The organism is Roseovarius sp. JB2-10, assembly GCF_055693585.1.
Map to the genome: position 1 here is coordinate 31,381 of NZ_CM146337.1, position 24,867 is coordinate 56,247.

At 58.3% G+C, this 24,867-nt stretch carries 24 protein-coding genes; 5 read left to right on the top strand and 19 right to left on the bottom strand.

The window, feature by feature from the left end:
- Nucleotides 1–65: 65 nt before the first annotated feature.
- Nucleotides 66–1,175, top strand: coding sequence for a GlxA family transcriptional regulator (locus ACZ1HJ_RS00145; protein WP_472720348.1), 1,110 nt, complete (start codon nucleotides 66–68; stop codon nucleotides 1,173–1,175).
- On the opposite strand, the gene ACZ1HJ_RS00150 is transcribed toward ACZ1HJ_RS00145, so the two are convergent.
- The 7 genes from ACZ1HJ_RS00150 to ACZ1HJ_RS00180 all read right to left on the bottom strand — a co-directional run bounded on the left by ACZ1HJ_RS00150 (nucleotide 1,150) and on the right by ACZ1HJ_RS00180 (nucleotide 8,530).
- Nucleotides 1,150–2,091 (bottom strand): 3-hydroxyacyl-CoA dehydrogenase NAD-binding domain-containing protein, encoded by a 942-nt coding sequence (locus tag ACZ1HJ_RS00150; RefSeq protein ID WP_472720349.1) that lies wholly within the window; start codon nucleotides 2,089–2,091, stop codon nucleotides 1,150–1,152. The two genes, ACZ1HJ_RS00145 and ACZ1HJ_RS00150, sit on opposite strands and share 26 nt — an antisense overlap.
- Before the next feature lie 2 nt (nucleotides 2,092–2,093).
- The gene (locus ACZ1HJ_RS00155; protein ID WP_472720350.1) at nucleotides 2,094–2,897 is read right to left on the bottom strand and encodes a carnitinyl-CoA dehydratase; all 804 of its coding nucleotides are present in this window, start codon (nucleotides 2,895–2,897) and stop codon (nucleotides 2,094–2,096) included.
- A gap of 27 nt (nucleotides 2,898–2,924) precedes the next feature.
- Complete coding sequence (locus tag ACZ1HJ_RS00160) at nucleotides 2,925–4,076, bottom strand: aromatic ring-hydroxylating oxygenase subunit alpha (protein WP_472720351.1); 1,152 nt, start codon at nucleotides 4,074–4,076, stop codon at nucleotides 2,925–2,927.
- Between the two features lie 7 nt (nucleotides 4,077–4,083).
- A complete protein-coding gene (locus tag ACZ1HJ_RS00165) occupies nucleotides 4,084–5,565 on the bottom strand; it encodes an aldehyde dehydrogenase (protein WP_472720352.1) in 1,482 nt (493 codons plus the stop codon).
- 170 nt (nucleotides 5,566–5,735) lie between these two features.
- Nucleotides 5,736–7,082, bottom strand: a complete 1,347-nt coding sequence (locus ACZ1HJ_RS00170; protein ID WP_472720353.1) for an MATE family efflux transporter — start codon at nucleotides 7,080–7,082, stop codon at nucleotides 5,736–5,738.
- 96 nt (nucleotides 7,083–7,178) lie between these two features.
- On the bottom strand, nucleotides 7,179–8,096 hold the full coding sequence (ppk2, locus tag ACZ1HJ_RS00175; RefSeq protein WP_472720354.1) for a polyphosphate kinase 2: 918 nt from the start codon (nucleotides 8,094–8,096) through the stop codon (nucleotides 7,179–7,181).
- A gap of 122 nt (nucleotides 8,097–8,218) precedes the next feature.
- Nucleotides 8,219–8,530: an ETC complex I subunit gene (locus ACZ1HJ_RS00180; RefSeq protein ID WP_472720355.1), complete on the bottom strand. Its 312-nt coding sequence runs from the start codon at nucleotides 8,528–8,530 to the stop codon at nucleotides 8,219–8,221.
- A gap of 187 nt (nucleotides 8,531–8,717) precedes the next feature.
- Between ACZ1HJ_RS00180 and ACZ1HJ_RS00185 the strand changes: the two genes are divergently transcribed.
- The 3 genes from ACZ1HJ_RS00185 to ACZ1HJ_RS00195 all read left to right on the top strand — a co-directional run bounded on the left by ACZ1HJ_RS00185 (nucleotide 8,718) and on the right by ACZ1HJ_RS00195 (nucleotide 13,094).
- Nucleotides 8,718–9,908 (top strand): hypothetical protein, encoded by a 1,191-nt coding sequence (locus ACZ1HJ_RS00185; RefSeq protein ID WP_472720356.1) that lies wholly within the window; start codon nucleotides 8,718–8,720, stop codon nucleotides 9,906–9,908.
- A gap of 78 nt (nucleotides 9,909–9,986) precedes the next feature.
- Nucleotides 9,987–12,185 (top strand): excinuclease ABC subunit UvrB, encoded by a 2,199-nt coding sequence (gene uvrB, locus ACZ1HJ_RS00190; protein WP_472720357.1) that lies wholly within the window; start codon nucleotides 9,987–9,989, stop codon nucleotides 12,183–12,185.
- 255 nt (nucleotides 12,186–12,440) lie between these two features.
- Nucleotides 12,441–13,094 (top strand): VPLPA-CTERM sorting domain-containing protein, encoded by a 654-nt coding sequence (locus ACZ1HJ_RS00195; RefSeq protein ID WP_472720358.1) that lies wholly within the window; start codon nucleotides 12,441–12,443, stop codon nucleotides 13,092–13,094.
- Between the two features lie 210 nt (nucleotides 13,095–13,304).
- On the opposite strand, the gene phnE is transcribed toward ACZ1HJ_RS00195, so the two are convergent.
- Genes phnE through ACZ1HJ_RS00215 form a run of 4 tightly spaced genes read right to left on the bottom strand, consistent with a single transcriptional unit; the run spans nucleotide 13,305 to nucleotide 17,641 of the window.
- On the bottom strand, nucleotides 13,305–14,063 hold the full coding sequence (phnE, locus tag ACZ1HJ_RS00200) for a phosphonate ABC transporter, permease protein PhnE (RefSeq protein ID WP_472720359.1): 759 nt from the start codon (nucleotides 14,061–14,063) through the stop codon (nucleotides 13,305–13,307).
- Nucleotides 14,063–14,863, bottom strand: a complete 801-nt coding sequence (locus tag ACZ1HJ_RS00205; RefSeq protein ID WP_472720360.1) for a phosphonate ABC transporter ATP-binding protein — start codon at nucleotides 14,861–14,863, stop codon at nucleotides 14,063–14,065. The genes phnE and ACZ1HJ_RS00205 overlap by 1 nt, the downstream gene beginning before the upstream one ends.
- A gap of 13 nt (nucleotides 14,864–14,876) precedes the next feature.
- On the bottom strand, nucleotides 14,877–15,743 hold the full coding sequence (locus ACZ1HJ_RS00210; protein WP_472720361.1) for a phosphate/phosphite/phosphonate ABC transporter substrate-binding protein: 867 nt from the start codon (nucleotides 15,741–15,743) through the stop codon (nucleotides 14,877–14,879).
- Nucleotides 15,743–17,641: a cytochrome c peroxidase gene (locus ACZ1HJ_RS00215; RefSeq protein WP_472720362.1), complete on the bottom strand. Its 1,899-nt coding sequence runs from the start codon at nucleotides 17,639–17,641 to the stop codon at nucleotides 15,743–15,745. Before ACZ1HJ_RS00215 ends, ACZ1HJ_RS00210 begins: the two co-directional genes overlap by 1 nt.
- Nucleotides 17,642–17,732: 91 nt before the next feature.
- On the opposite strand from ACZ1HJ_RS00215, the gene mntR reads away from it, so the two are divergent.
- Nucleotides 17,733–18,206: a manganese-binding transcriptional regulator MntR gene (gene mntR, locus ACZ1HJ_RS00220; RefSeq protein WP_472720363.1), complete on the top strand. Its 474-nt coding sequence runs from the start codon at nucleotides 17,733–17,735 to the stop codon at nucleotides 18,204–18,206.
- 14 nt (nucleotides 18,207–18,220) lie between these two features.
- On the opposite strand, the gene ACZ1HJ_RS00225 is transcribed toward mntR, so the two are convergent.
- The 8 genes from ACZ1HJ_RS00225 to ACZ1HJ_RS00260 form a co-directional block, all read right to left on the bottom strand.
- Entirely contained in the window at nucleotides 18,221–18,955 is a 735-nt protein-coding gene (locus ACZ1HJ_RS00225; protein WP_472720364.1) for a sirohydrochlorin chelatase, read from the bottom strand.
- A gap of 121 nt (nucleotides 18,956–19,076) precedes the next feature.
- Nucleotides 19,077–19,631: a DUF4202 domain-containing protein gene (locus ACZ1HJ_RS00230; protein ID WP_472720365.1), complete on the bottom strand. Its 555-nt coding sequence runs from the start codon at nucleotides 19,629–19,631 to the stop codon at nucleotides 19,077–19,079.
- A gap of 83 nt (nucleotides 19,632–19,714) precedes the next feature.
- The gene (locus ACZ1HJ_RS00235) at nucleotides 19,715–20,362 is read right to left on the bottom strand and encodes a DUF1523 family protein (protein ID WP_472720366.1); all 648 of its coding nucleotides are present in this window, start codon (nucleotides 20,360–20,362) and stop codon (nucleotides 19,715–19,717) included.
- A 12-nt stretch (nucleotides 20,363–20,374) separates the two neighbouring features.
- The gene (locus tag ACZ1HJ_RS00240) at nucleotides 20,375–20,641 is read right to left on the bottom strand and encodes a hypothetical protein (protein ID WP_472720367.1); all 267 of its coding nucleotides are present in this window, start codon (nucleotides 20,639–20,641) and stop codon (nucleotides 20,375–20,377) included.
- A 3-nt stretch (nucleotides 20,642–20,644) separates the two neighbouring features.
- Entirely contained in the window at nucleotides 20,645–21,970 is a 1,326-nt protein-coding gene (locus ACZ1HJ_RS00245; protein WP_472720368.1) for a DUF6638 family protein, read from the bottom strand.
- The gene (locus tag ACZ1HJ_RS00250) at nucleotides 21,970–22,587 is read right to left on the bottom strand and encodes a hypothetical protein (protein WP_472720369.1); all 618 of its coding nucleotides are present in this window, start codon (nucleotides 22,585–22,587) and stop codon (nucleotides 21,970–21,972) included. Before ACZ1HJ_RS00250 ends, ACZ1HJ_RS00245 begins: the two co-directional genes overlap by 1 nt.
- The gene (locus tag ACZ1HJ_RS00255; RefSeq protein ID WP_472720370.1) at nucleotides 22,584–22,898 is read right to left on the bottom strand and encodes a hypothetical protein; all 315 of its coding nucleotides are present in this window, start codon (nucleotides 22,896–22,898) and stop codon (nucleotides 22,584–22,586) included. Before ACZ1HJ_RS00255 ends, ACZ1HJ_RS00250 begins: the two co-directional genes overlap by 4 nt.
- Nucleotides 22,898–24,832, bottom strand: coding sequence for an AAA family ATPase (locus tag ACZ1HJ_RS00260; RefSeq protein ID WP_472720371.1), 1,935 nt, complete (start codon nucleotides 24,830–24,832; stop codon nucleotides 22,898–22,900). Before ACZ1HJ_RS00260 ends, ACZ1HJ_RS00255 begins: the two co-directional genes overlap by 1 nt.
- Nucleotides 24,833–24,867 lie beyond the last annotated feature (35 nt).

Sequence of the window (24,867 nt, forward strand, 5' to 3'; positions counted from 1 at the left end):
CGGTTTTGAGGGTAATGTGACGGATAATCTTACTTTTTCGCCATAACCGGAGGCGCTCCGATCGCATGACTTCGACCCTAAATGACGGCAAGCGACCCGTGCGCATTGCCACGATCCTTGTGCCCCGTTTCAGCATGATGAGTTTGATCAGCTTGCTGGAACCGATCCGCATCGCCAACTATCTTTCACCCACGCCGCTATATGAAACACTGTTCTGCAGCGCGGAGCCCGGTGAGGTCGTGGCCAGCAACGGAATGCCCGTGATGTGTCAGGGCTTGCCGGAGGCTCCGCCGGAAAAATTGAGCAAGGATGATCTTGCATTGGTGGTGGGAAGCTGGGGGTCAGAACACTACTCGAACGCGAAATTGCTGTCGTGGTTGCGGCGCTCTGATCGGCAGGGCATTCGCCTCTGTGCGGTCGAAATGGCGCCCTATATCTTTGCCCGAGCGGGCTTGTTGAAGGGGCGACGGGCCACGGCGCATTGGGCCTATCTGGCCGGCTTGCAGGAATTGCTGCCCGACGTTTTTGGCCCGGAACAACTTTTTACGGCGGAGGGGCGCATCATGACCTGTGCGGGCCTGAGTGCCGGGCTTGATTTCATGCTGCACCTGATCCGCCAGTCTCACGGCGATGCCCTTGTGGCGGAGATTTCAGATACGCTTTTGCACCACCCGGTGCGGAGCGCGGAGCAGCCACAGCGCAAGACGCTCGGTCGGGGTCTGGATGCGTTACCACCGCATGTCGGAGCAGCCTTCGAGCTGATGGATCAACATCTGAGCGAGCCCCTCACCGTGCCGGAACTGGCGCAACGTGTGGGCCTGTCGCAGCGTCAGCTGGAGCGCCAGTTCAAACAGGCCATCGGCTGCAGCGTGGTTCAATTTGGCCTGTTGCTCAGGTTGCAACATGCGCGTGTACTGTTGCTATCCACCGATCTTGGGGTGCGTGAAATTGCGGCGGCATCGGGTTTCAATTCCCTGTCGCACTTTGCCTATTCGTTCAGAAAGTGTTTCGGGCGCAGGCCCCGCGAATATCGGCAGGCCTGGCCGGATCACAAGGAGGCCCCGGACTGGCCCGGCACCTTGGCCACCTATCTTGAGACGTTGGTTCCCAATCAAACGCACCCGACCAGCAGCGCGGTGAAACCCGGCCTTACTCCGCCTGCCGGAGCGCGTTGAGCACCGCAACGATTTTGCGGTCCCTGTCTGCCGCCATGTCTTCAAAATGGCGATCTCCGGCGATGGCATTGCACCCGTCGACCATACGATCACGCAATTCCTGTGTCAGTTCAGGCGCCTCTAGCCGGGTCCAGGGCCATTTGAGCGCCGGACCAAACTGATCCAGATTGGTGGCCATGCCCCCAGCCCCACACGCGACGTGAAACGCCATGCATTGCCCCTGAACGGCCATGCGCGGTGCCGGCCCGTTTATCAGTGCTATATCAATGTCTTCGGGTGTCGCTTCACCTGCGGCCACCATGTGTAATGCCTCGCGCCAGAGTGCTTCCTGCAGTCGTGTCGCAACAAAACCCGGGATTTCCTTTTTCATAATCAACGGCGCTTTGCCCGCTGCCTCATAAAACGCCCCTGCCCATGTCACCGCGTCCGGGTATGTCTGCTCTCCGCCCACAATCTCGACCAATGGCAAAAGATAAGGCGGGTTAAATGGATGGCCGATCACACATCGGCCCGGCGTCGGGCACTCGGCTTGGATTTCCGTCATTGTCAGGCCCGATGTCGACGACCCGATGACCACATTTTCAGGCAGAACCGCGCCCATCCGGGCATAAAGCGCCTGCTTGATCTCAAGCCGCTCCGGCGCGCTTTCCTGAACGAATTCTGCGCCGTCCAAAGCCTCCTCGAGATCGCTTGTCACCGTCAGACGATCACGCGAGGCACCTTGGGCAAGACCCATCGCCTCAAGGCTGATCCAGGCGGTGTCCAGAATGGCATCAAAGGCCGGGCGCTCGGACATATCATGCAGATAGGCCGTAACGTCATACCCACGCGCCAGAAAATGCGCAGCCCATCCACCGCCAATGGGACCAGCCCCAAGGCTGGCCACGCGACGTACCTTATGGGGATCAGGATACATGCTCATTCGCCTTTGAAATTCGGTTCGCGTTTTTCAACGAAGGCCGCCACACCTTCGGCCGCGTCATCAGATTTCAGCATCTTGCGGTAGACCGGCATCGGGTCCGTGCGCATTTTGTGGAAGGCCGCTTGCAAGGGATGGCACTCGATTTCGCGCTGCACTTCCTTGACGCTTTGCATGGCCAGAGGCGCGGACCATGCGATGGACGCCGCCCATTCGCGCGCCGCATCCATCAACTGATCCTTTGGCACGACCTTGTTGACCAACCCGTAATGCGCCGCCTCGTCGGCCTTCATCCGGCGGCCCAACAGGAACATTTCCATCGCGATATTATGCGGAATGCGACGTGGCAGACGCTGTAACGCGCCCGCATCCGGCACGATACCCAGAGGCATTTCCGGCAGGCCGAACTCGACATGATCAGCGGCGATCAGCAGGTCACAGGCCATGGCCATCTCGAACCCGCCGCCAATCGCCAGCCCGTTGATGGCCGCGATGACCGGTTTGTTCAGCGCCCAGTTCTCGGTGAGGCCAGTGAAGCCGCCAAACCCGTATTCATCCGCCTCCCACCAGTTATCAAGCTGCATTTCCCCGTCGTTCAATGCCTTGAGGTCCCAGCCCGCCGAGAAAATCTTCTCACCGCCACCGGTCAGGATCGCGCAGCGCAGTTCCTTGTCCTCATGCAATTCCTGAAAGGCCGCGGCCAGCGCCTGCGACGTCGGCACATCGATGGCATTCACCTTGGGCCGGTCCAGCGTGACCTCCAGAACATGGCCGTTGCGGACCACTTTCACTTCATCCGACATGTCTCGTCTCCTTGTTCAAAGGCCGTGTCACCGCACCCCATCTGCGCCCATCTGACCGGCATACCAATGGGCAAACCGGGCCACGTTCGGCTCCAGCAGAGGTTGAAACCGCCCCTGTGTCGCCGCGGGCGAGGCCAAGCCGCGTTGTTGATTTTCGAGTGCCGGGATGTCTTCGGCCAACGCCGCATCCAACCGTTCGTGATACGCCGCGATCTGGGCATCAGCCCCCGGCAGAGCGAGCGTTTCAGGCGGGAAACAGGCCGATTGCACGACCTGACAGCGATCCGGCCCAAGCGGATAGGCCTCATAGACCCAAAGCGCGTCAGAGTTGGCGGCAAAGGTCATGTTTGGGAAAACCCATGTGTAGCGCGCGCCTTGCGTGGCCTCCCCTTTCAAGCCCTCAATCGGCGGCAATGCCATCGATTGTTGGTCCTGCAAAAGCCCGCCCGTGCCATCGGTCTTGCCGAACTGGCTGGTATAAGCTCCTGTTGTGTCGTCCACCGGATCAGGCTCGGCGTAGAGCGCGTTGACCGTATCGGGATGCACAAAGGGCAGATGGTAGTATTCGTTGAAAACCTCGATGAAGGCTTTCCAGTTGCAGGCCACTTCCAGCGTGGCGCGACGCGTGGTCACAAGGTTTTCCAGCGGCCAGGGCGCGTGACGCGCAGCGAAATCACCCAAATACATGTCCAGATCAGGGGCCGCGTCATCAAAGCAGACAAAGGCAAAGCCCAGCCGTTCCTCGGCGCGGTAGCTGTGCAGCCCATGATCTGCCTTGTCGAACCCCTCTGCCGCCTCCATCTGCGGCGCTGCGGCAAGGCTGCCATCCAGCCGGTACGCCCAGGCGTGAAACGGGCATTTTACACCACGGCAGGCACCCGCGCCTTCCATCAAACGCGCGCCTCGGTGGCGGCAGGAATTAGCAAAGGCGCGCAAAACGCCTTCGCGGTCGCGCAACAGGATGACCGATTGTCCGGCGAAATCGAGCGCAATGTAATCGCCCGGATCACGCACCATGTCCGCGCGGCCCAGACCGACCCACCCGCCAAAGACCGCGTGGGTTTCATCCGCCAACACGCGTGCGGACCGGTAGCATTCCGGCGGGATGGACCACGCCTGTTCGGCGGATCGCCGGCATCGCGCCAGCGCCTCTTTCAACGTTTGATCCGCGGCCCCCATGACGCCCTCAGCGCATCACAAACGGGTTGGCCATCGGCGCGTCGGATGTGTTCATCCACACGGTCTTGGGACGGGTGTAATCATACATCGCCTGGAACCCGCTTTCGCGACCATAGCCCGACCCTTTGACCCCACCAAATTCCGCAATGGGTGATACGACGCGGTAAGTGTTGACCCAAACAATCCCGGCACGCACCGCATCGGCCATGCGCAGGCTGCGCGCTGAATCGCGTGTAAAGATGCCCGCGGCGAGGCCGTGCTCGGTATCGTTGGCCAGTTCGATCACTTCCTCTTCGGTCTTGAAACGCTGCGCACAGAGGACGGGCCCAAAAAGTTCGGTATCAACGATGCGCAAGTCCTGCCGCGGGCAGGCCAACACTGTGGGTTCAAAAAACAGACCACCCGTTCCTTTCGGGCGCTGACCTCCGGTCAGAACCTCGGCCCCTTCGGTGACGGCATGGGCAATCTCAGCCTCGATGTGATCCCGCTGACCAACTGTGCAAAGTGGACCCATCTGGGTCTCTTCCAACAGCGGATCACCGATCTGGATCTGTTTTGCCTGCGCCACCATCCGTTCGAGGAATTCATCGGCAATATCGTCGTGCAGGTAGAGGCGCGACCCGGCAACACAGCTTTGACCGGTTGCGCCGAATATGCCCGCGATGGAGGCATTCACAGCACTTTCGATATTGGCGTCGTCAAAGACAATGAAGGGCGATTTGCCGCCCAATTCCAGGCTGACCTCGGCAAAATTATTCTTGGAGTTTTCCAGCACATGCCGCGCCGCACCCGGACCGCCGGTGAAGGACACCCGCGCCACGAGTTTGTGCCCGGTCAGCGCACGGCCACAGGGCTCCCCATGGCCGGTCACAATATTGACCACGCCGGGGGGAAACCCCGCCTCTTCGATCAGTTTGCCAAACTCAAGCATCGCAGCAGAGGCATGTTCGGACGCCTTGAGCACAACCGTGTTCCCCGCCGCCAGCGCCGGGCCGATCTTGACCGCAACGAGAAAGAGCTGACTGTTCCATGGCACAACGGCGGCCACCACACCCAAAGGTTCGCGCTTGGTGAAGACAAAGAGATCGGGCTTGTCGATGGGCAGCGTTTCACCGCTGATCTTATCGGCGCAACCCGCATAAAACTGGAAAAATTCGGCGATGTATTTCGCCTGCCACCTGGTTTCCTTGAGCATCTTGCCAGTATCAATCGTCTCGACCCGGCCCAGATCTTCGGACTTGTCCGCCAGCAACTCCGCCAGACGCCGCAGATGTTTGCCCCGCTCTGTGGGTGTCATCTTGGACCACGGCCCTGTGGTGAAGGCCGCATGTGCCGCCTGCACAGCGCGATCTACGTCCGCCTCCGTGGCCTCTGGCACCCGAGACCAGATCTCGCCCGTGGTTGGATTCGCGCTCTCAAACGTTCCGCCGTCGGAGGCATCCACCCACGCGCCATCTATCAACATCTGGTACTGCGTTACGTCCGTCATCTCGTCGACCTCCCTGTCCCGTGATTCTCATCTTGGGTGGATTTAACCGGCAAATATGCGATTTATCGACACCCGGCGGCGAAAAATATGGAAATGAGATCAGCGGCAGGCGTCACCACGGCCTGAACGCAGCAACGCGTGGCCGGTTCAACAGGAGCGATGCGGTACATTCAGCCCTTGGCGGACCATCCCCAGAAACGCACCATCATCAGCACGCCGGCCAGCGCCAGACCCACGGCCAGACCCAGCCAGATGCCGACACCGCCAAAGCCCCAGGTGAAACCCAGCACATAGCTGGCGGGCACACCGATCAACCAATAACTGACCGCGGCGATGATCATCGGGATTTTGGTGTCCTGCAAGCCGCGCAATAACCCCAACGCCATGACCTGCGCGGCATCCACCAATTGGAAAAGTGCCGCCGCCGCCAACAACCCCACGCCAACGGCGATGACCGCGGCGCGGTCAGGCTCACCGGGATGCATAAAGAGGCCGATCAGGAATTCAGGCACAATCAAAAAGCCCAGAACGGTCAGGCTGGCCGCCAGGAGCGACAGACCAATTGCTACCGTGGCACCGTCGCGCAGCCCGCGATTGTCACCACGCTCATAGGCTTGGGCAGCTCGAACCGTCGCTGCGTTGCTCAGACCCATATGGATCATGAAAACGGCGGAAGTGACCTGTATAGCTGCCCCATGGGCGGCCAAGGCAAGCGTGCCGAGCCAGCCCATCATCACCGATGACGCCGCGAACAATCCGACCTCGCACAGATTGGTCAACCCAATGGGCCAGCCCACACGGAAGACCTGTCCCAAGGCCTCCCAATCGGGCCGCCAAAGCCGCTGGAAAAGCGCGAATTGCGGCGTGACCCACATGATATAGATCACCAGAACCAGCAAAGAAGCGATGCTGACACTCAACGATGCCACAGCGGCACCGCGAATGCCCATTTCCGGGAAACCCCAGTTGCCAAAAATCAGCAGGTAGTTGACGCCTATGTTCAAAAAGACGGCCCCAACCGTGACCCACAGGACAATCTGCGTGCGCTCCAGCGCCGCCAGAAAGGATTTCAGCACCATCACCAAAAGCGCAGGCAGGATCGACCACCCGACCAATGACAGGTACTCCGCCGCCATGGTCGAAATCTCTGGGTCCTGTTTGAGCGCCAGAAAGAGTGCCTCGGACCAGATCGCAAGCGGCAACACCGCCAGACCAAAAATGCTGGACGCCCAAAGCCCCATGCGCGTGACACGGCGGACTTGCGTTTCGTCCCCGACCTCATAAGCGGCGGCCACCATCGGCATGACGGCAAAGGCAAAACCCGACCCCATGATGAAAAGCACGAACCAGAGCGTGCCGCCTAGAACTTCGGCCGCCAGCGCTTCGATGGAATACCACCCGAGCATGACCGCATCGCTCAGGGTCACAGCGAACTGCGCCAGATGGCTGCCGATCAACGGCACGCCAAGCGTCAACACACGCTTCGCGTGGTGGCGATATCCCTGAGTCTGTTGCATGCCCCCGCCCTACGCCTGCGGTGCGACAGTGGCAAGACAGGTCGGGATCAAACCGGCAAACTCCGGCCCAGAGGGCGGCTTTCAAGCCACACGGCGTCAGCGGGCCTTGCGTTGATCCGGATGCAAGGCCGTGCCCAAAATATGTTCGGACTGATGCACGACGTGCTGCGCCGTACTGACGATCAGCGGATCCGGTGACATGGCAATATCGGGATCCTTGCCAGGATAATCCAGCGAACTCAGGAAATGCAGCATGCAATTGAGGCGTGCGCGTTTCTTGTCATTCGACTTGATCACCGTCCACGGCGCATCAGCGGTGTCGGTGTAGAAGAACATCGCCTCCTTCGCCTCGGTGTAATCATCCCACTTGCCCAGACTTTGTTTGTCGATCGGGCTCAGCTTCCATTGCTTCAAAGGGTCGGTCGCGCGGCTGTCAAATCGACGTATCTGTTCGTCCTGGGTGACCGAAAACCAGTATTTGTAAAGCCGGATGCCGGAGCGCACCAGCATCCGTTCCAGTTCCGGCGTCTGGCGCATGAATTCCAGATATTCGGCAGGCTCGCAAAAGCCCATCACACGTTCAACTCCCGCCCGATTGTACCAGGAGCGGTCATAGAAAACCATTTCCCCGCGCGTCGGTAAATGGCTGATATAGCGTTGAAAAAACCACTGACCCCGCTCTTCATCGGTGGGTTTGTTCAGGGCCACGACGCGCGCCTGACGCGGGTTCAGATGTTCGGTGAACCGCTTGATCGTACCGCCTTTGCCCGCCGCATCGCGCCCTTCGAACAACAGCACAAACTTCTGACCGGTTTCCTGCGCCCAGTGCTGAACTTTCAAGAGTTCCGCTTGAATCTTGGCCTTGGTATCTTCGTAGGGACCACGGCCCAATTTCGTATCATAGGGATATTTGCCATTCTCAAACGCCATACGCAGGCTGTTGTGATCGTCGGCCTCCGCCGGTTCAGGTACCGCAGCGGGCCCTGGGTTGGTCTTGGTTGTCGGTTTGGTCATCATGCGCCTCCTTCATATTGTCATGAAAGGGCAAAGCATGGTTTGACGTCGCGCACCTTGATCAGGGTCAATACCGCAATATTCAGATTAAAGCGTCGAAATGGCGCAACGGGTATTGTGGGTCAGTGCGTCCACGCACCCCGACGATTGGTGGCAAAGTTTTCGCCATAGCCACCGGCACGGATGTTGGGTTTGCGTGTCTTTGGTTCCTGAACCACCGCATCGATGCCATTTTCCTCGGCATATTCCAATGCCGCCTCTTTCGACGAAAACCGCAGTTTGACCTGAGCCTGCGTATCCGACGATGAGGTCCAGCCCATCAGCGGGTCAACGCTGCGCGCCTCATCGGCCACGTATTCCAGCACCCAATGCTTGGTCTTGGCGGTGCCGGACTGCATCGCATTGCGGGCAGGTTTGTAGATACGAGCGGGCATGGGCAAACTCCTGTAGGTGCAAGCGTTATCCCAAAATCAGTGCCGCGCGGCAAGTACTGAAATAATGCAATTGCCACGGAACACCGACAGTCTAATTCGACGTCTATATCCTTCACATTTCCGCTTGCTCCCCATCGCCGCAATCGCCATGGTGTCACTCTTAAGATTGTCGTTGAAAGGTTTGAGATTGGGACTTGGTCTATCGCTCGTCGCCCGCCCGCCGCGCCGATTTCTACGTACCTCTTACTTCTCAATCGAAAAGGTTTCGCAGTGGACCTGGGAAACGCTGCCGCTGCCGGGACCGATGCACCGCCTTTACGAACAAAGCGACTATGACGGCAAACTATACTGCCGCCCCACACCTTTAGAGGAAGACGTCGAGTTTTCAGTGGAAAACAGGCTGCTGCGCGTCTCTTCCAAGACATCGACGCTCGGCCCTGGCTATCACGCGCACCTTGTCCGAGCTTTGCAAAAAATTGCTAGGCAAAACGGCTTTGAATGGCAGGAAAGCGAAGATGCCTTTGACGAGACCGGATACTTTTCAAGTCAGGATTTCGGGGCATTGCAACAGGAGAATGCAAAACAGGCTGAAGCCATTGCTCGTACGCTTCTTGAATATGCCGACGAAGGCATGAGCAACTTACGCATCGGACTTCCGCTTGACCTCGACGTTTCAGACATGCACGAGTTTGCATTGACCCCGTTGGGACCGCGTTCCCGGGCATTCTTCGAGAAGTTCGTCGCCGACGAGTGCTTTATCTACTGGGATAGAGAACTGACAGCAAAAACCAGGCGAAACCTGGCCGAAGCGTTGTTGTGGCTGGAATTCCCTTGGGCGGCACCATTGGACGACAGGAACAAGTTGGTTGCCCAGACCGTACTCGACCTGACGAAAGATATCGAATTGCCCTGGCAATCCGAAGTACGAGCCTTGCTTTCAGCGGAAGATGTCATCGCGCCCGCTGCCGCCGGGATAGGCTATAAAAAGCGGATGTTACGACGCCGGGGAACCGGCAACTGGACCCTCCTTGTTCCAGGATATTTCGATTTTGAGGCGGAGGACAGCAACCTGAACTGGTGGTGGGGCGATCGCAGCATCTATTTCTCAAGCCTGAGCTATGATCCCTCGCCAGACAGTCAGGATGGCCCGGCCCTTGAACACGATACCGAATACTCAGAAACAGTTGACGGCTATCATTACCGCGCTGAATTTGTCGCTGGGAACTCAGAGCAAAACGATGAATTCAAACTGAAAGCAACAGTAGAGGCAGAGGGAACCGTTGCCATCCTGACCATAACCTGTGCCAACGCATCGGATCGCGACTGGGCGCTCGGCATCCTGAAATCCATAAAGTTGACGCCAGAGCCTACTGACTGATCCTGTCGGCAATGCCGGGACGGGGCTTGAACTTGCGGGCCATAATATCAAATGTGGTCAGAGCCAGAGGATCTGCCCATGCCCTATGCCCATTCCGACAAACAAGACGCGCTGATGCATGCCGCCGCGCCGGACATCCGTGAGCGGCTGAAGCTGGAAGGCGGCAAGGCGTTTGTCATGGAGACCGAGTTTCAGCCCGCCGGTGATCAGCCAACGGCGATTGCAGAGCTGTCACAGGCCGTGAATGAGGGCGAGCGGGATCAGGTTTTGCTGGGGGCCACGGGCACGGGCAAGACCTATACAATGGCCAAGGTTATCGAGGAAACGCAGCGTCCCGCGATCATCCTCGCGCCGAACAAAACACTCGCCGCGCAACTTTACGGGGAATTCAAAGGGTTTTTTCCCCATAACGCGGTCGAATACTTCGTCAGCTACTATGATTACTACCAGCCCGAAGCCTATGTCGCGCGCTCGGACACCTATATCGAGAAAGAAAGCCAGATCAACGAACAGATCGACCGTATGCGCCATTCGGCGACGCGGGCGCTTCTGGAGCGGGACGATGTGATCATCGTCGCCTCGGTCAGCTGCATCTACGGTATCGGGTCGGTCGAGACGTACGGGGCGATGACCCAAGACTTGAAAGTCGGTGGAGACTACGACCAGCGCAAGGTGATTGCTGACCTTGTGGCGCAGCAATACCGCCGCAACGATCAGGCCTTTCAGCGCGGATCGTTCCGGGTACGGGGCGACAGCCTGGAAATATTCCCGGCGCACCTGGAGGACCGCGCATGGCGCCTGAGCTTCTTCGGAGAAGAACTTGAATCAATTACCGAATTCGATCCCTTGACCGGTGAAAAGACTGATACGTTCGAACAGATCCGTGTTTATGCCAATTCGCATTACGTGACACCGAAGCCAACGATGCAGCAGGCGATCATCGGCATCAAGAAAGAGTTGAGGATCAGGCTGGATCAGCTTGTTTCCGAAGGTAAATTGCTGGAAGCACAGCGGCTGGAACAGCGGACGAATTTCGATCTTGAAATGCTGGAAGCCACAGGCGTATGCAACGGGATCGAGAACTATTCCCGCTATCTCACCGGACGCGCTCCTGGCGAGCCGCCGCCCACTCTGTTTGAGTTCATCCCCGATCACGCGATTGTCTTTGCCGATGAAAGCCATGTCAGCGTGCCGCAGATCGGCGGCATGTACAAAGGCGACTACCGGCGCAAATTTACCCTCGCGGAACATGGCTTCCGCCTGCCCAGCTGCATGGATAACCGCCCCCTCAAATTCGAGGAATGGGACGCGATGCGCCCGCAATCTGTGTTTGTCTCGGCCACCCCCGCCAAATGGGAGATCGAACAGACCGGTGGCGTGTTTGTCGAACAGGTGATCCGCCCCACAGGCCTGCTGGACCCGATGGTCGAGATCCGCCCCGTCGAAATGCAGGTGGATGATCTGCTGGACGAGGTTCGCAAGGTCGCTGCCGATGGTTTCCGTACGCTGGTTACGACCTTGACGAAACGCATGGCCGAAGACCTGACCGAATACATGCACGAACAGGGCATCCGCGTGCGCTACATGCACTCCGACATTGATACCCTTGAAAGAATTGAAATTCTTCGCGATTTGCGTCTGGGTGCCTTCGACGTTCTGATCGGGATCAACCTCTTGCGCGAGGGGCTCGATATTCCGGAATGCGGTCTTGTCGCCATTCTGGACGCGGACAAGGAAGGGTTCCTGCGCTCGGAAACCTCGCTCATTCAGACCATCGGACGCGCCGCTCGTAACGCGGAGGGCCGCGTGATCATGTATGCGGATCGCATCACCGGATCGATGGAACGCGCCTTGGGTGAAACCGACCGCCGCCGCGCCAAACAGATCGCCTACAACGAAGCCAACGGCATCACCCCTGAAACGGTCAAAAAGAACGTCGAGGATATTCTGGCAGGCCTCTACAAGGGCGACGTGGACATGAACCGCGTCACGGCAAATGTCGACAAGCCGATGCACGGCGCCAACCTTCAGGCGCATCTGGACGGGCTGCGCGCCGAGATGCGCAAAGCGGCGGAAAACCTCGAATTCGAGGAGGCCGCACGGTTGCGAGATGAGGTGAAACGGCTTGAAGCGGTGGACCTTGCCGTGGCCGATGATCCCTTGGCGCGACAATCCGCAATCGAGGCCGCCAGCGAGGCCGCAACACGTCAAAAAGGGCGTTCAACAGCGGGGCGTCCGGGCCAACGCGGCGGCAATGTAAAGCGCCGAAAACGGTAAACGCCTGCCACACGTTAAATGTTCACGTCTGAGCGACACTTCACGTCAAAGTAGCGTACAGAAAAGCCACCTTGTGTTCATCCGACAAACAATGCCGTCCAAAACACACAAATTGTTGCGAAATTCTCGGTTAAAGCGCGAAAATTTGACTAAATTGTGTACCAGTTCCCCTTGCCTGTTAACGCCCGATTAAACTAAAACTTCGCTTGCGTAACTATCAATTCTAACCAGTGAAATAATGGGGGTAACATACCAGTGTTCTTCAAATCACTAAAACTCGCCGCCGCTTTGGTCTTCGGACTTGGCACGGCATCGGCCTATGCGGCCACGTTTACGTACAACCTCTCGGACCATGGAAATGGTTCGCAAGCTGCAAACCATGACTATGGTCTGCGTCTGGATGCAGAAGGCAAGTTCTTCTCATTCGGCAACGGTGCATCAGCTCAGCTCATCTATGATGACGTCGCTGGCACAGCCAAAATCGTTGGTACCGTTCGCGAAAGCCTCGGCTTGGTCGGCGGCATCAAAACTTTTGGTGCTCTTTGGAACGTTGTCTACGACATGACCGGTCTGACCGATAAAGGCGCCGGCACGTTCAAAGACAAAGCCGGCAATGGCAACGGTTCGGTATCGCTCGGCGATGAATCGTTGGCTCTCGGTGCCAAAAAGAACAGCTGGGGCACTTACTTTGCGTTCCTGAACGACGGTCACCGTCTGTCGGGTAACCCTGGTGAAGGCCTCGTTGGTCGTGGCTGGGTACGCCAAGACAAGTGCTGCAACGACTTCCTGTTCCGTGCGGAACTGGATGATGGCGGCACAGGTGGTGCAGTACCGCTTCCAGCAGCAGGCTGGATGCTTCTGTCCGGTCTCGTCGGCATGGGCGCAATCTCGCGTCGTCGCCGCGGCTGAACCGCAGCACAACTGACATAGATAAAGAGGCGCGGCATGCAGATGTCGCGCCTTTTTCGTGGGCAGCATTGCCCCACCGACACCGCGATGGTCCCTATCTCCAGAAATACGTGAAGGTCCGTTTTGCTTGGCAGGCCCGAGCGTTGGATGGCGGATAAAGGCGAGGGCGACCTGCTAACCGTGCCGCCACGCGGCGCGCACGGCCAAGGCTCAGGAAAAGCGGCGGCGCAATGCGACGTTCAGGGCCTCAATCGCCACAACCATCAAGATAACGGCAAGGGTCACGCTGGCGGCTTTGTCGTATTGGAATGAGCGCACATAGGTCTGGATGTAAAATCCGATCCCACCCGCCCCGACGACGCCCAATACAAGCGACTCGCGCAAATTAAGCTCGAAGCGAAAGATCGTATCGCGCGCCACCACCGGCGCCATCTGCGGCCAGATCGCATGGCGCAGGCGCAAGAGCGGCCCCGCCCCGGCACTTTCAAGCGCCTCTACCGGCGCGCGTGCCACGCCGTCAATCGCCTCCGCATAGAACTTGGCCAACATGCCGGTGGCATGAAACGCCACAGCAATGATCCCCGGCAGCGGGCCCAGACCAACGGCGCCGACCATCAACATTGCCACCAGGATCAGCGGAATGGCCCGGATCAATGCCAAAACCACCCGCACGGGCCGATGGACAAAGCCCGGCACCATGGTTTCCGCAGCCGCAATGCCCAAAGGGATCGAGGCGATGACAGCACCCAATGTGCCCAGAATGGCAATCCTTAGGGTTTCCGCAGACCCCTTGATGATCTCATCCATAATCTCGGGCGATGGCGGCCACATGCGCCCCATGAACTCGGCAATGCGCGGGCCTGAGCTGAGGAGCCGTGCCGGGTCCACTTGGGTGGAGAGCATGGCCCAGATCACCGCGCCGGCGATCAACAGGGTCAAGGTGAACCCGCCAGTTTCGCGCGCACGCATCAGCTGACCACCCGCAGGCCCGGTTTGGGCGGCGTGGGCACGTCATTGCTACCCTCGTGGTAGATTTGCGCAATGTCTTGCTGGGTGACCTTGTCGGCCGCGCGGTCAAACTGAACCTTGCCATCGCGCAAACCGATCACACGATCCGCATAGCGCATGGCCAGATCAGGCTGGTGGGAACTGAACACGCTGGTCGCCCCCCGCATGCGGGCCGCACCGGTGATCAGCCCCAGAATGTCATCGGCACGGGCCGGATCTAGGTTACTGACAGGCTCATCCGCTAGGATCAGTTGAGGTTCCTGCGCCAGGCATCGGGCAATGGCCACGCGCTGGCGCTGCCCCCCGCTCAGGCTGTCGACCCGGCGATGGGCCAGATCTGCGATACCTGCCTCGGTCATGGCTTTATGCACCGCACTGCGGTCTTGCGCGCTGCTTCGACCCAGAAAAGCAGATAGCACGGGCATCCGTCCAAGACGGCCGTTCAACACGTTCCGCTCAACACTGCTGCGCTCCACGAGCGCGAATTCCTGAAAAACAAAACCTGTTTTTATGCGACTTGTGCGTGGCGGAATGCGGTCCGGAGAGTGCGGTTGGCCCAACACATCGACCTGCCCGCGCCACCCGCGCAACCGCCCGTCACAAAGCGCCAGCAAGGTGGTCTTCCCCGCACCCGACGCCCCCAGAAGCGCGACGGATTCACCCGCCTGTACGCGGATATTGATATCCGACAAGGCGGGACGCCCATGTTCGGCCCCCAGGTGATGGAGGCTCAAATCCGCGATATGAATGGCGTTCGTCACAAGTTCAAATCTCTTACTGTGCAAGGCCAAAGCGGCGGGCCATCGCGCGAACACCGTCATAGGCGGCACTATCGGCGCGTACATAGCCATCTGGCCCGTATAAATAGGCCAGCTTGGCCCGATGCTCTGGTTCGTTCAGTTGCATCATCGCGGCGGTAAAACGTTCGGTCAGATCCGCATCCAGTCCGGGACGTGCAATCACCACATGGCTGGGGATGGCCGGGCTTTCGGCGATCCATGTGATCTCGGCCTGTTGCTGAGGTGTCAGCAACAGATCAGCATATTGGCTGGCCCCGGCCGCATCCACCAAACCGGCCGCTACCGCCTGCATCGCCTGTTGATATCCACCGGCAAAGAATACCCGCCCAAAGAACTCGTCGGCGCGATCTGGTGCATCAATCAGGCCCGCCTCTTCGAATTCCGCCAGCGGGTACATATACCCGGATTCCGAAATTGGATCAGCAAAGGCAATATCGCGATCCCGCAAATCCGCCAGCGTTTTGATCCCGCTATCTTTGCGCACGAATACCCGGCCCGTGTAGGTGGGCGCGCCCCGATAGACTTCGGACAAAAGCGGCACAGCACCGATTTCCTTTTCCGCGAGCACGAAAGGCAACCCGCCCATAAAGGAAATATCCGCGTCACCGTTACGCAATGCCTCAACCGCCGCGGCGTGATCAAAGGTCACAAACCCCTCGACCGGCACGCCCACCTGTTCAGACAGCCAGCCGGTGATCGTTTCGATGTCACCCAACAGCTTTTCGGGGTTTTCCTGTGGGATGAATGCCAGTTTCAGGGCGTTGCCCTGTGAAAAGGCGGGCAGAGCCGTCAACGAGGCCGCCGCCGCAAGGGCCAGAAAGTCACGACGTACCATGCTCATCAGTACACCCTTTCGTCGATATCTTCGGTAATCGCCTTGAACTCTGTCCAATGCGCCTCGGCTGCCGGCCAGTCTTCGTCACGCACCGCCTGCCCCACGGCATCGAGTAGCTCCGCCATGCGGTAGATGCCCGGACGCTCGGCAAGGTTCGACATGGTGCTGGCATCCGCCGCCAGATCACCGGCAACCGTGTCCGTCAGAACCAGTATGTGATAGCTGTCGCGCTTGGGCAGCAACGTATCAAGGGTCGAGGCGAAGGTAGTCAGCTCTTCAAACGCCAGCCGGAAAGGCGTGTTGCGCTCATCGAAGGTCTCAAAGGGTTCATCGCCCGCGCCCACCGTCTCAAGATAGGCGGTCAGATCAGCGCGTTCGCCATCAGACAACTCCAACCCCTTGGTATCGTTGAACCAATCCACAACCGAGGCCAGCGTGGGCAGTGATCCGTCGTGGAAATACGGCGCGGTATAGGCGCTGCTGAGCAATGTGGGCGTGTCCAGCGCACCGGCGCGCGCGCCCTCGTAAGCTGGATGCACCGAGCCGATGTCATGCGCCTTGCGGTCCAGGAAATTGGCCGATGGGATATGACAACTGGCGCAGGATTGGTCATCCATCTGGGCAAAGGGGCGTTTGAATATCTCTTCACCGCGGTGCGCCGCCTCCGGCGCAAGATCAGTCAACTCACCTTGGGCGGTCAGCATGGAATTAGGTAGGAAATCAAACTCCTGCATATAGGCCACCAGCGCGTCGAGCATGAAAGGCGTCGGCTCCGCCCCGCCGAATTCGTTCACGATCACGTTGCGCGTGAAATCATGCAGGCTGCCAAAGCGGCCATCGCGCCCGTATGGCCCGGTAAAGCGCAACCCGCGCAGGGAGGGTGTATCAATCGGATCATCGCGGCGGTCATTGAACATCGGGTTGAAAAACGCGCCGTCCACGTCGATGGCGCCCGGTTGATGACTGGCCCCGGGGATAAAGAGACGGTTGTTGATGTCCGAACGGTTGTGACAAACCGAACAGGCAAGACCCACACTGCGCGCGGGATCCCCAAAGATTTCGGCACTGTCAAAGAGCATGTCACCGTAGGCGATCAGCGGCAGGTCCTTTTCATCGATACCCTGCTCTTCGAATTTGAGCACAAGACGCGGCAGCGGGTCCTGATCGAAGATGTCACTGCCCGGTGGCAGCGTCGGCGGCACCGACACATCACCCCCGCTGACAACAACCGATTCCGGCACGGCAGTCAGCTGCGCGCGGGTCCGGAACGCCCCCAACAGGTAATTCTCCGACAGGTAGCCCGCAATCACATCACGCGCCGCGCGCATTACATCAGCGTCGCTATCTTGCGTGCCCGCGCCCAGAACGCCTGCGCTGCCGGCGGCGCTGTTCATCTCCAGCCATGCACGTCCAATCTCGCGCGCACCGCTTCGGTCCGTCGCTGCGATATGATCCGCAAAGGCACGGTAAAGTTCCTGCCCCTCGGCAATGGCCATCTGTGCCACCGCTGGCGTGTCTGCAGAAAGCGCGCGATCCAATTCTTCGACGATACGGCTGGCAATTAACCGTGTTGAGGAGGCGAATAGTTCCTGACGGTCTTGTGCGGCAATCGCGCGTTTAATAGCACCAATATCCAGCGCGCTCTTTTGCGTCAGCCGCTCAAATGCACCGTGTTCAAATTCCGACCCACGATAGGGGTTTTCCCATGCATCTTGCACCTGATCCCACGGTACCGGCGCCAGATTGCCCAAAAACAACGTCAGACGGTATGCCGCAGCTTCGGGCAGCCACGGGGCTTCTTTTGTTGCTGTCGCATGCGCGATTTGGGCCGTAAACAGCACTGGCACCAGAATCAGTGCAACACCGCAAACTGCCATTTTTCGCAATAAACGCAGGGATTTCATGAATGCATCTCTTAAAAGTTAGCCTTGGCTAAACTATCTAGCATTGGGTAATGAGTTGTCAATCGCACAAAAAAGTTACTAGGGTGGGAATATGAGCGAAAATTCATCAGATTTGCATGGTGTTACGCCGGAAGAGGCGCGTCCCGATGATCGCGCTGTGGACGCCCAGGCCGATGGGTTTGCACGTGTCCGTCAGGCCCACGAAAGCGAAATGGCCGAAGACTACGTGGAGCTGATTGCGGAGCTGATTGAAGCGACCGGCGAAGCGCGCCCGGTGGATATGGCCGAACGTCTGGGGGTCAAGCCGCCCACCGTGACCAAGAATATCGCGCGGCTGACCCGTGACGGGCTGGTCCGGCGTGAACGCTATCGGTCGATCTTTCTGACCGATGCCGGTGAAGAGCTGGCCAATGCCTGCCGCGCGCGCCATCAGACGGTTCTGTCCTTTTTGATGGCCCTTGGCATTGACGAGGATGTCGCCGCGCGCGATGCGGAAGGGATCGAGCATCACGTCAGCAGCGCAACATTGCGCGCCTTCGAAGATTTCGTAAAAAACAGTACCTAACGCGCGTATGCGGGTCACCGCACTCTCAACATTCCCTCTTCTGCCACATCGCCCGACATTGCCGCATCGCGCAGGCTATCGGCGATGAAGGCGGGGATCGTCGCAAACGTGCCAATCGGATCAAGCAACGCCCCCTGATAGTCAACGTCGTTGAGCGCATCGGTGATGTCCTCCTTCACATGCCCGCCATAGGCCGCAAAAAAGGGCAAGCACAGCGACTGCGCTGTGGCGGCTTGAACCACCTCACCAAAAAACGGCTCTTCTTCGACATACCCTGTCTTTATCTGGCCAAACCCGATCCGCGCGGCCAATCCGGTGACAAACGCCTCCGTCGCCTCTTTCGAATTCGGACTGCGTCCGGAGCCATGCGAGGCCACCAAAAGCTGTGTCTCGCCCACGCTCCAGCCCCGTTGGGCCAATTCAGCATTCAGGAAATTGACCACCAGATCGGGCAAACCGGGATCAACGCCAAGCGGTGGCAAAATACGCGCCTGCGTATCCCCCAAACGTTTGGGCAGCGCGGATCGCACGAACCATCCGTCCGTCATGAAAAGCGGGTAGATCAGGGGTATGCCGTGTGCGCGCGCCACGGCTGCATCCAGCGCGCCAGGTTGGGCCAGCGTGGCACTGCCAATATGCCAATCGGGCATATGCGCCGCGACACGCTTTGCCAGAATGGCCAGATCGGCCTCTGCAGGACCAGGATCCGAAGGCTGGCCGTGGCTTACTATGATTGCGGATTTTGTCATGGTCGCGCTTCACATTTTGATAGCTGTGCACCTTGCGGTGCATGAGTGGGCTTGTGGGCCTTATCTGGCGTGTTCTTTTGGCCAGACAAGTGGCGCACCGCAAAAGTGGCCGGGCCTAGTTCTAAAAGGCTGCGGCAAAATCTGCAGGAAGATCAAATTCACGCGCCACCCGCGCGCGCCCATCCGCTGACATCTTCCGCGCGGTTTTTTCAACGATCCGCACCACCTTGTCATGCGGATGCTTTTTGGCAAACGGTTCGAAATACCATTTTAGAAATGTGAAACAAATCACGTCTTCAAGCGCCTGCACCTCATCATCACGCTTGATCCCTTCCTTCCGTAACATGCGCCCTGCGGCATCAATCGGATCGGATGTATACCCGGCCTCCTGCATGATGGCACCGACGCGATCAGCGTGATGTTTTGCCAGATCGCGCCGCCATGTCAGATATCCCTCGCGCCCCTCGGGATACTCCGCCCTCTGCAAAATCCAGCGTTCGATATGTTGCCCGCGCGCAGCAATCTGCAAGGCATCGCTGGCGTCAGGGAAAAGCCGGTCCAACTCAGCACTCATCCGCTGCCCGTAGAGCAACGCATCAGGTGTTCCCTCCGCTGCATTGGGGTCTTTGGCATTGGCCGCATCGATGGCGGCAAGGACGGTTTGCAATTGGCTCATGAGCAGGTTCCTAGCTAGCGCGGTCCCGCATCATCCGCAGAAACGTCGCGTGATGCAACGGTCAGGCTTGCCCGGTCGCCCAACTATTTGGCGCGCCAGGTCCCCAGCCATCTTTTGACCCGCGATTGACGCTCGGTGATCGTGTCACCCGCCGTCTCCAAACCTTGCTGAATGTCATCCACCACAGGGTCAATCCGCGCCGCCCTGAAACGCCGCCACCGCCGCCAGATGGCAAAGGATATGGCCAGAAACGTTACGATGATCAGGATATTGAGCCAGGGAATTCCGGTACTGGCATCAGGCCCCGAGACCTCGCGCACGCCAACGGCATTGGGGAAGATCGACAGGAATTCATTGCGCCAGCCATAGTGCTTGATCGCGACCCATTTGGGCGCCTCTACGCCTGATTTCAGATCCGCCGCTTCGGCCTGTAGATTAGAGGTGTCGAATTTGAAATAGGGCGGCCAGCGCCACCCGGTGTCTTCGTTGCGATACACCATGACCCCACCGCTGGCACGCTTGGTCTGGATGAAAAACACATCCCGGTTGATGGTTTCCTGATCCGCGCCTACGTCCGGGCTGGCCCAAAAGATCGAGTTCTCGCCAAAATCGATCCGCTTTTCATAGGTATCCGTGACCCGCGCGATATCGTTTTGCGGCAACGTGTAGTGAAAGATCGCGGCGACAGTGATCCAAAAGACCGTCCAGAACGCCCATTTCACATATTTCATAACCGCCCCCGCCTAATGGAAATTCGTCAGATAGATGATCAGGGTCACGACGCAAACCGGCACGACATAGACACCCAGGATCAGCTTGCGCCGCAGTGAGCCATCATATTCTTCCAGGCCCTTATCGATATAAGCATCCAGATCACCCGGACGCCCTTCTTCTTCCCACCATGTCTTCAATTTGCTGCGGCGCACCGCGCGGGAATAGAAAGACAAACACACGTAGATGATCGTCAAAACGACGAACCCAATCACCATCAGGCGGCCCAATGCCAGCATGATCTACCTCCTCACCGCGCCCCAAGGTCCCACGCGGGCAATCAAATCGTCCACCCGTTTCGGAGCCTCGTGGCCAAACAACGCCTTGCGGGTGCCAACCTTATCCATCTGATACTCATTCACCAGAAATTCGACGACAAAATCCTTCTTTTCCGCGCTCCACGTGGCGTATCGGTCATAAAAAAGCGGCTTGTGGCAGATAAAGAGCTGCCGGATATCCTTGGGGGACAACTCGCTGAGAAGCATGTTCACCAGATCCGCATCCGGATGGTTCGACGCCCGCAGCGTGTAAAAATACGCCGGGCTGTCTGAGGCAATCCGCGGCCATGGCCCGCCGTTTTCCGCCCAGTTCACCAATGCCGCCAGCATGTGGAACTCTTCCGGCAGGTGTTGCGCATATTGCCGGGCCAGGCGGCGCATATCGGCACGGGTTCGCCCTTTGAGCACGATGCCCTGCCCCGCTAGCGTGTCCACCAGAATGAAATCCATTTTCTGGCGCAGGATGGCACCGGCATCAATGCCTCGGGCCTTGGCAATCGGCTCGGCCAGTTCGTTATATTCCAGGAACTTGGCAATCTGGTTTCGCTGTTCCAGATGAAATGCATATTTGATCGGCAACTGCACAAATTCAGATGGGGTACCGCCCGTGATCAGCGCGGGATGCGGCACGTCCTGAAAAAGATACGTACCGCCAAAATGTTCTGTCCAGAAATTGCGTTGGTCGAAACTCATCTGCCGCAGATCGATCGGATTGCGCACCACATCCCCGGTTTCCCCGGCAAGGGTGATCATTTCCGCAATCAACACGTCGTCAAACCACGCGTCTTCCTCGTTCATAAAACGGCTGACCTTGTCGTCCAGTGCATCCGCCTGTTTCAACGCGCCCCCGACCGTGTCGGCCTCAACCTTGATGCGCCGGATATCGAAAAGGCGCACAGGCGTGGACATATCATAAACAGAGTTCACCAGCTCCCCGGCCACCACGTCGCGTGCGGTCAGAGCAAACAAAGCCGGCTCGTTTTCCGCAATGAATTGCCGCAAAATGCCATAGGAGGTCGAGAATTTCATATCGAGCAGCGGTGCCGATTTCTGATCCGTGGTCAGCAATATGAACTGCCGGTTGACCCCCGCATGGTTGAGATACAAAGGATCGCCCAACTCGTGCCCGATCTCAGGCGAATACCCAGAGATATCAATATAGAAATCAGTGAGTTGCGTGGATTTCCCAGTCAGAAGTTGCAGCGCGCGGTTATACCGCTCCACCAGCGCAGGCGACGAAATGTGCACCAGATTGCCAAACATCAGGCCAGATCGAATGAGGCGTTCCATCAGACATTCCTCCGGCGTTTTGCCATTAAAATTCCGGCAAGTGCGGTCAGCGCAAAGGCGATCCCAAGAGTTTTGATCCCAAGCGTTTCACCCTTGATGGCGGAGCCGCCAAAAAACAAAACAAATGTACCCAGATGCAACGCGACCCTCTGAACCCTCACCCATGCTGCATCCGCACCGCGCATGGCCAGCATCAGATCAATCGCCCACCAGACAATCAACGCCATCCCGGGCCAAAAGGCACTGACCCGCGAAGAGCTGGTCATCCATGCAAAATCGCCACCAAAAAACATGAAAGCCGACACATAAAGATGCACCAGATAGGCCGCATAGGAGGCTGCCCAGAAGGCCAGCCACGCGCTTCCCGCGCCCTTTGTCAGATAAAACCAATAAGCCGGTAGCAACAAAATCAACGCGGCCCAAGCCGTGAATGCCGATTGATAGAGCGCCAACGCGCTGCTGGCATCGGTATCAGGCGTGGGGTCTGGTACCAAATCCGTCGGGGGCGGCACAAAACTGAGCCAGGCCGATCCTTGTGCAAAACTTGCCGCCACAAAGGCAGCAGGGACCAGCACACAAAAACTGACAATTGCGCGGATATCCATACGCGTGGTCATGTCTGAGGCTTCCGGAATTTTGGCGCCAGCACAAATGTTAACCCAAATAATGGTATGAAAAGAAACGCACTTTGGATGGTGACACCAATGCTGAAGGCAATCAATTCGGCCACCGAACTGCCCGATCCCATCAGCATCAGAAATGCGCCGGTCAACGCCACGGCCACGTATTGCCACAAGGCGGTTTTGCCCAGGCCCAAGAAGAAGTTTTTGATCTTTGACCCTTCGTTTCGCGTGCTGTGTTCAACGCCCAGCTTGATGCTGAACACCAATGCCGTCGTGAAAAGCAAAAAGAACGCGGCAAGGGCCATTACGATTTACCCGCCAGATAGCGCCGCTTGGCCTCTTCCATCCGGCCCATGTCACGCACGGCGTTCTCAATCGCCACCTCATCTGACTTGTCGGCGTAGCGGAATTCGGAATCGGCGTAGCGGTTGATCTCCTGGATGACCATCTCGACCGTAATCGGCTGGCGCAGTTCTTCGATCATGCCTTTTTTTGTGTCGTAATCCTTGCGCAGGAAAAGATCAGGATTTTCCATCCATTCATCAGGCAGTTCAAAATCCATCGCGCGGACTTTGACCGCGTCTGTGATGTTCTTGATCGCACGGCCGGTGAAGCGCTCATCCGCCTCCTGAATGCCCTTCAGGTATGTGCCCAGTTTGGCGATTGTGTCGAGCTTACCAATTTTCTTGTCCACGGCCTCATAGACGCGCAAGAGCCCCTCTTCATGGGGTTTCGAATGGCTCTCAAACGATGCCGCAACGGCTTTCTTGATCTCCTGCGCGGCGTAAACCTCGTGCTCGCCGAGGGGGATGTCGTGGTTCTTGCCCATCAGCAGATAAAGGATGTCGATATAATCATCCCGCGTGATCGGCCCATCCACCAGAAAACGCGCCCCGGCCCGTTGGCGCAGCGCGTCATCGACGTTTTCGGGATAGTTCGAGAACATGCCAAAGGTGCAATTGCCGCGCACAACCGTGTTGGCACCCGCAAAACTTTCCATCAGCACGGCGGTGATCTCAAGCTGCCCGGCGCTTGATTGGCGATCCCCACGCTTGCCTGCCAGTTGGTCAATATCGTCGATCGTGCCGAAGCCGATCACCGACGGATCAATCACGTTATTGATGAAGGCCTTGGCGTTTTGCGCCGATTTGCCCTGATAGCTGTCGATGCTTTCCGTGCTCAGGTTCTGATAGCGGAACGGAACATCCGCATTCTGGCAATAGCCCTGGATAAGCCCCGCCATCATCTGGATCAGCGTCGTTTTACCCGTGCCCGGCTTGCCGTCGCCCATGAAGGTAAAGATGAAGCCGCCCAATTCGGCAAAGGGGTTCAGGCGGCGGTCAAAATCATAGGCCATCAGCATCTTGGCGAGCTTCATCGCCTGATATTTGGCGATGTGGTTGCCCACAACCTCATGCGGCTTTTTGAAGGTCATCGTGAGGGTCGAAGATTTGCCCTTGGCCGAAGCGTCAAACCCACGGATTGTCAGATCATCCGCCTCGATCCGCCAACTGGCGCCGGTAAAGGGCTCCAGCCGCGCAGCGTTCTGAGCACGCAATGCGATCTTTTCCATCAACTGCTCAGCGAAGGCGCTGACCGTGGCCACCAACCGGGCATCATCACTCGCGTGTTTTGTCAGGTTTTGGTCCAATTCCCACAGCGCACCATGCAGGGCGAGCTGCGCATTGTCTGTCAAAACCTCCTCGACCTCGCCCAGCTCGACCGACACTTCCGACCCATGTGGCCCCAGTAAAAATGCCGCGGCATTTGCAAAGACATGTCCAACCGCCAGTGCCTCGGCAGCCATCAGTTCCGAAAACTCGGTTTTGCGATCTGACGCCAACGAGCCCGCAAGGTTGGCCCGGCGCAGATCGGCCAGCCCCGTGGCCTCGGCATAGTTTTCGCCCACGGCCAGTGCAATCGCCAGCGCACGGCGCAGCGCATGCATCAACGTGGCCTGCAAGGGCGATACCAACGGATCATCGCCATCCGCCGCCCCGATGCGATCGATCAACCGGACCCCTTCGGCCCGCGCGGTGGAGCGTGTGACCAAGCCCGGCGTGGTGGTGCGAAAACGGCGACGCGTCCCCAGACCGGCGGATTTTTCTTCTCCCGCCTCCTCGACCGGTTTGGCAATCCGGGGGGTGTGATCGAAGCCATTCAACATCGCCGTTGCCGCATCGTAATGCTTGGCAATGTCGTCCTCGCGCAGTTCCATCGTGTCAGCTGTCAGGCTCATTTCAGTCTCCGTAGGGGCCGTTCGTTCTCCGGCAT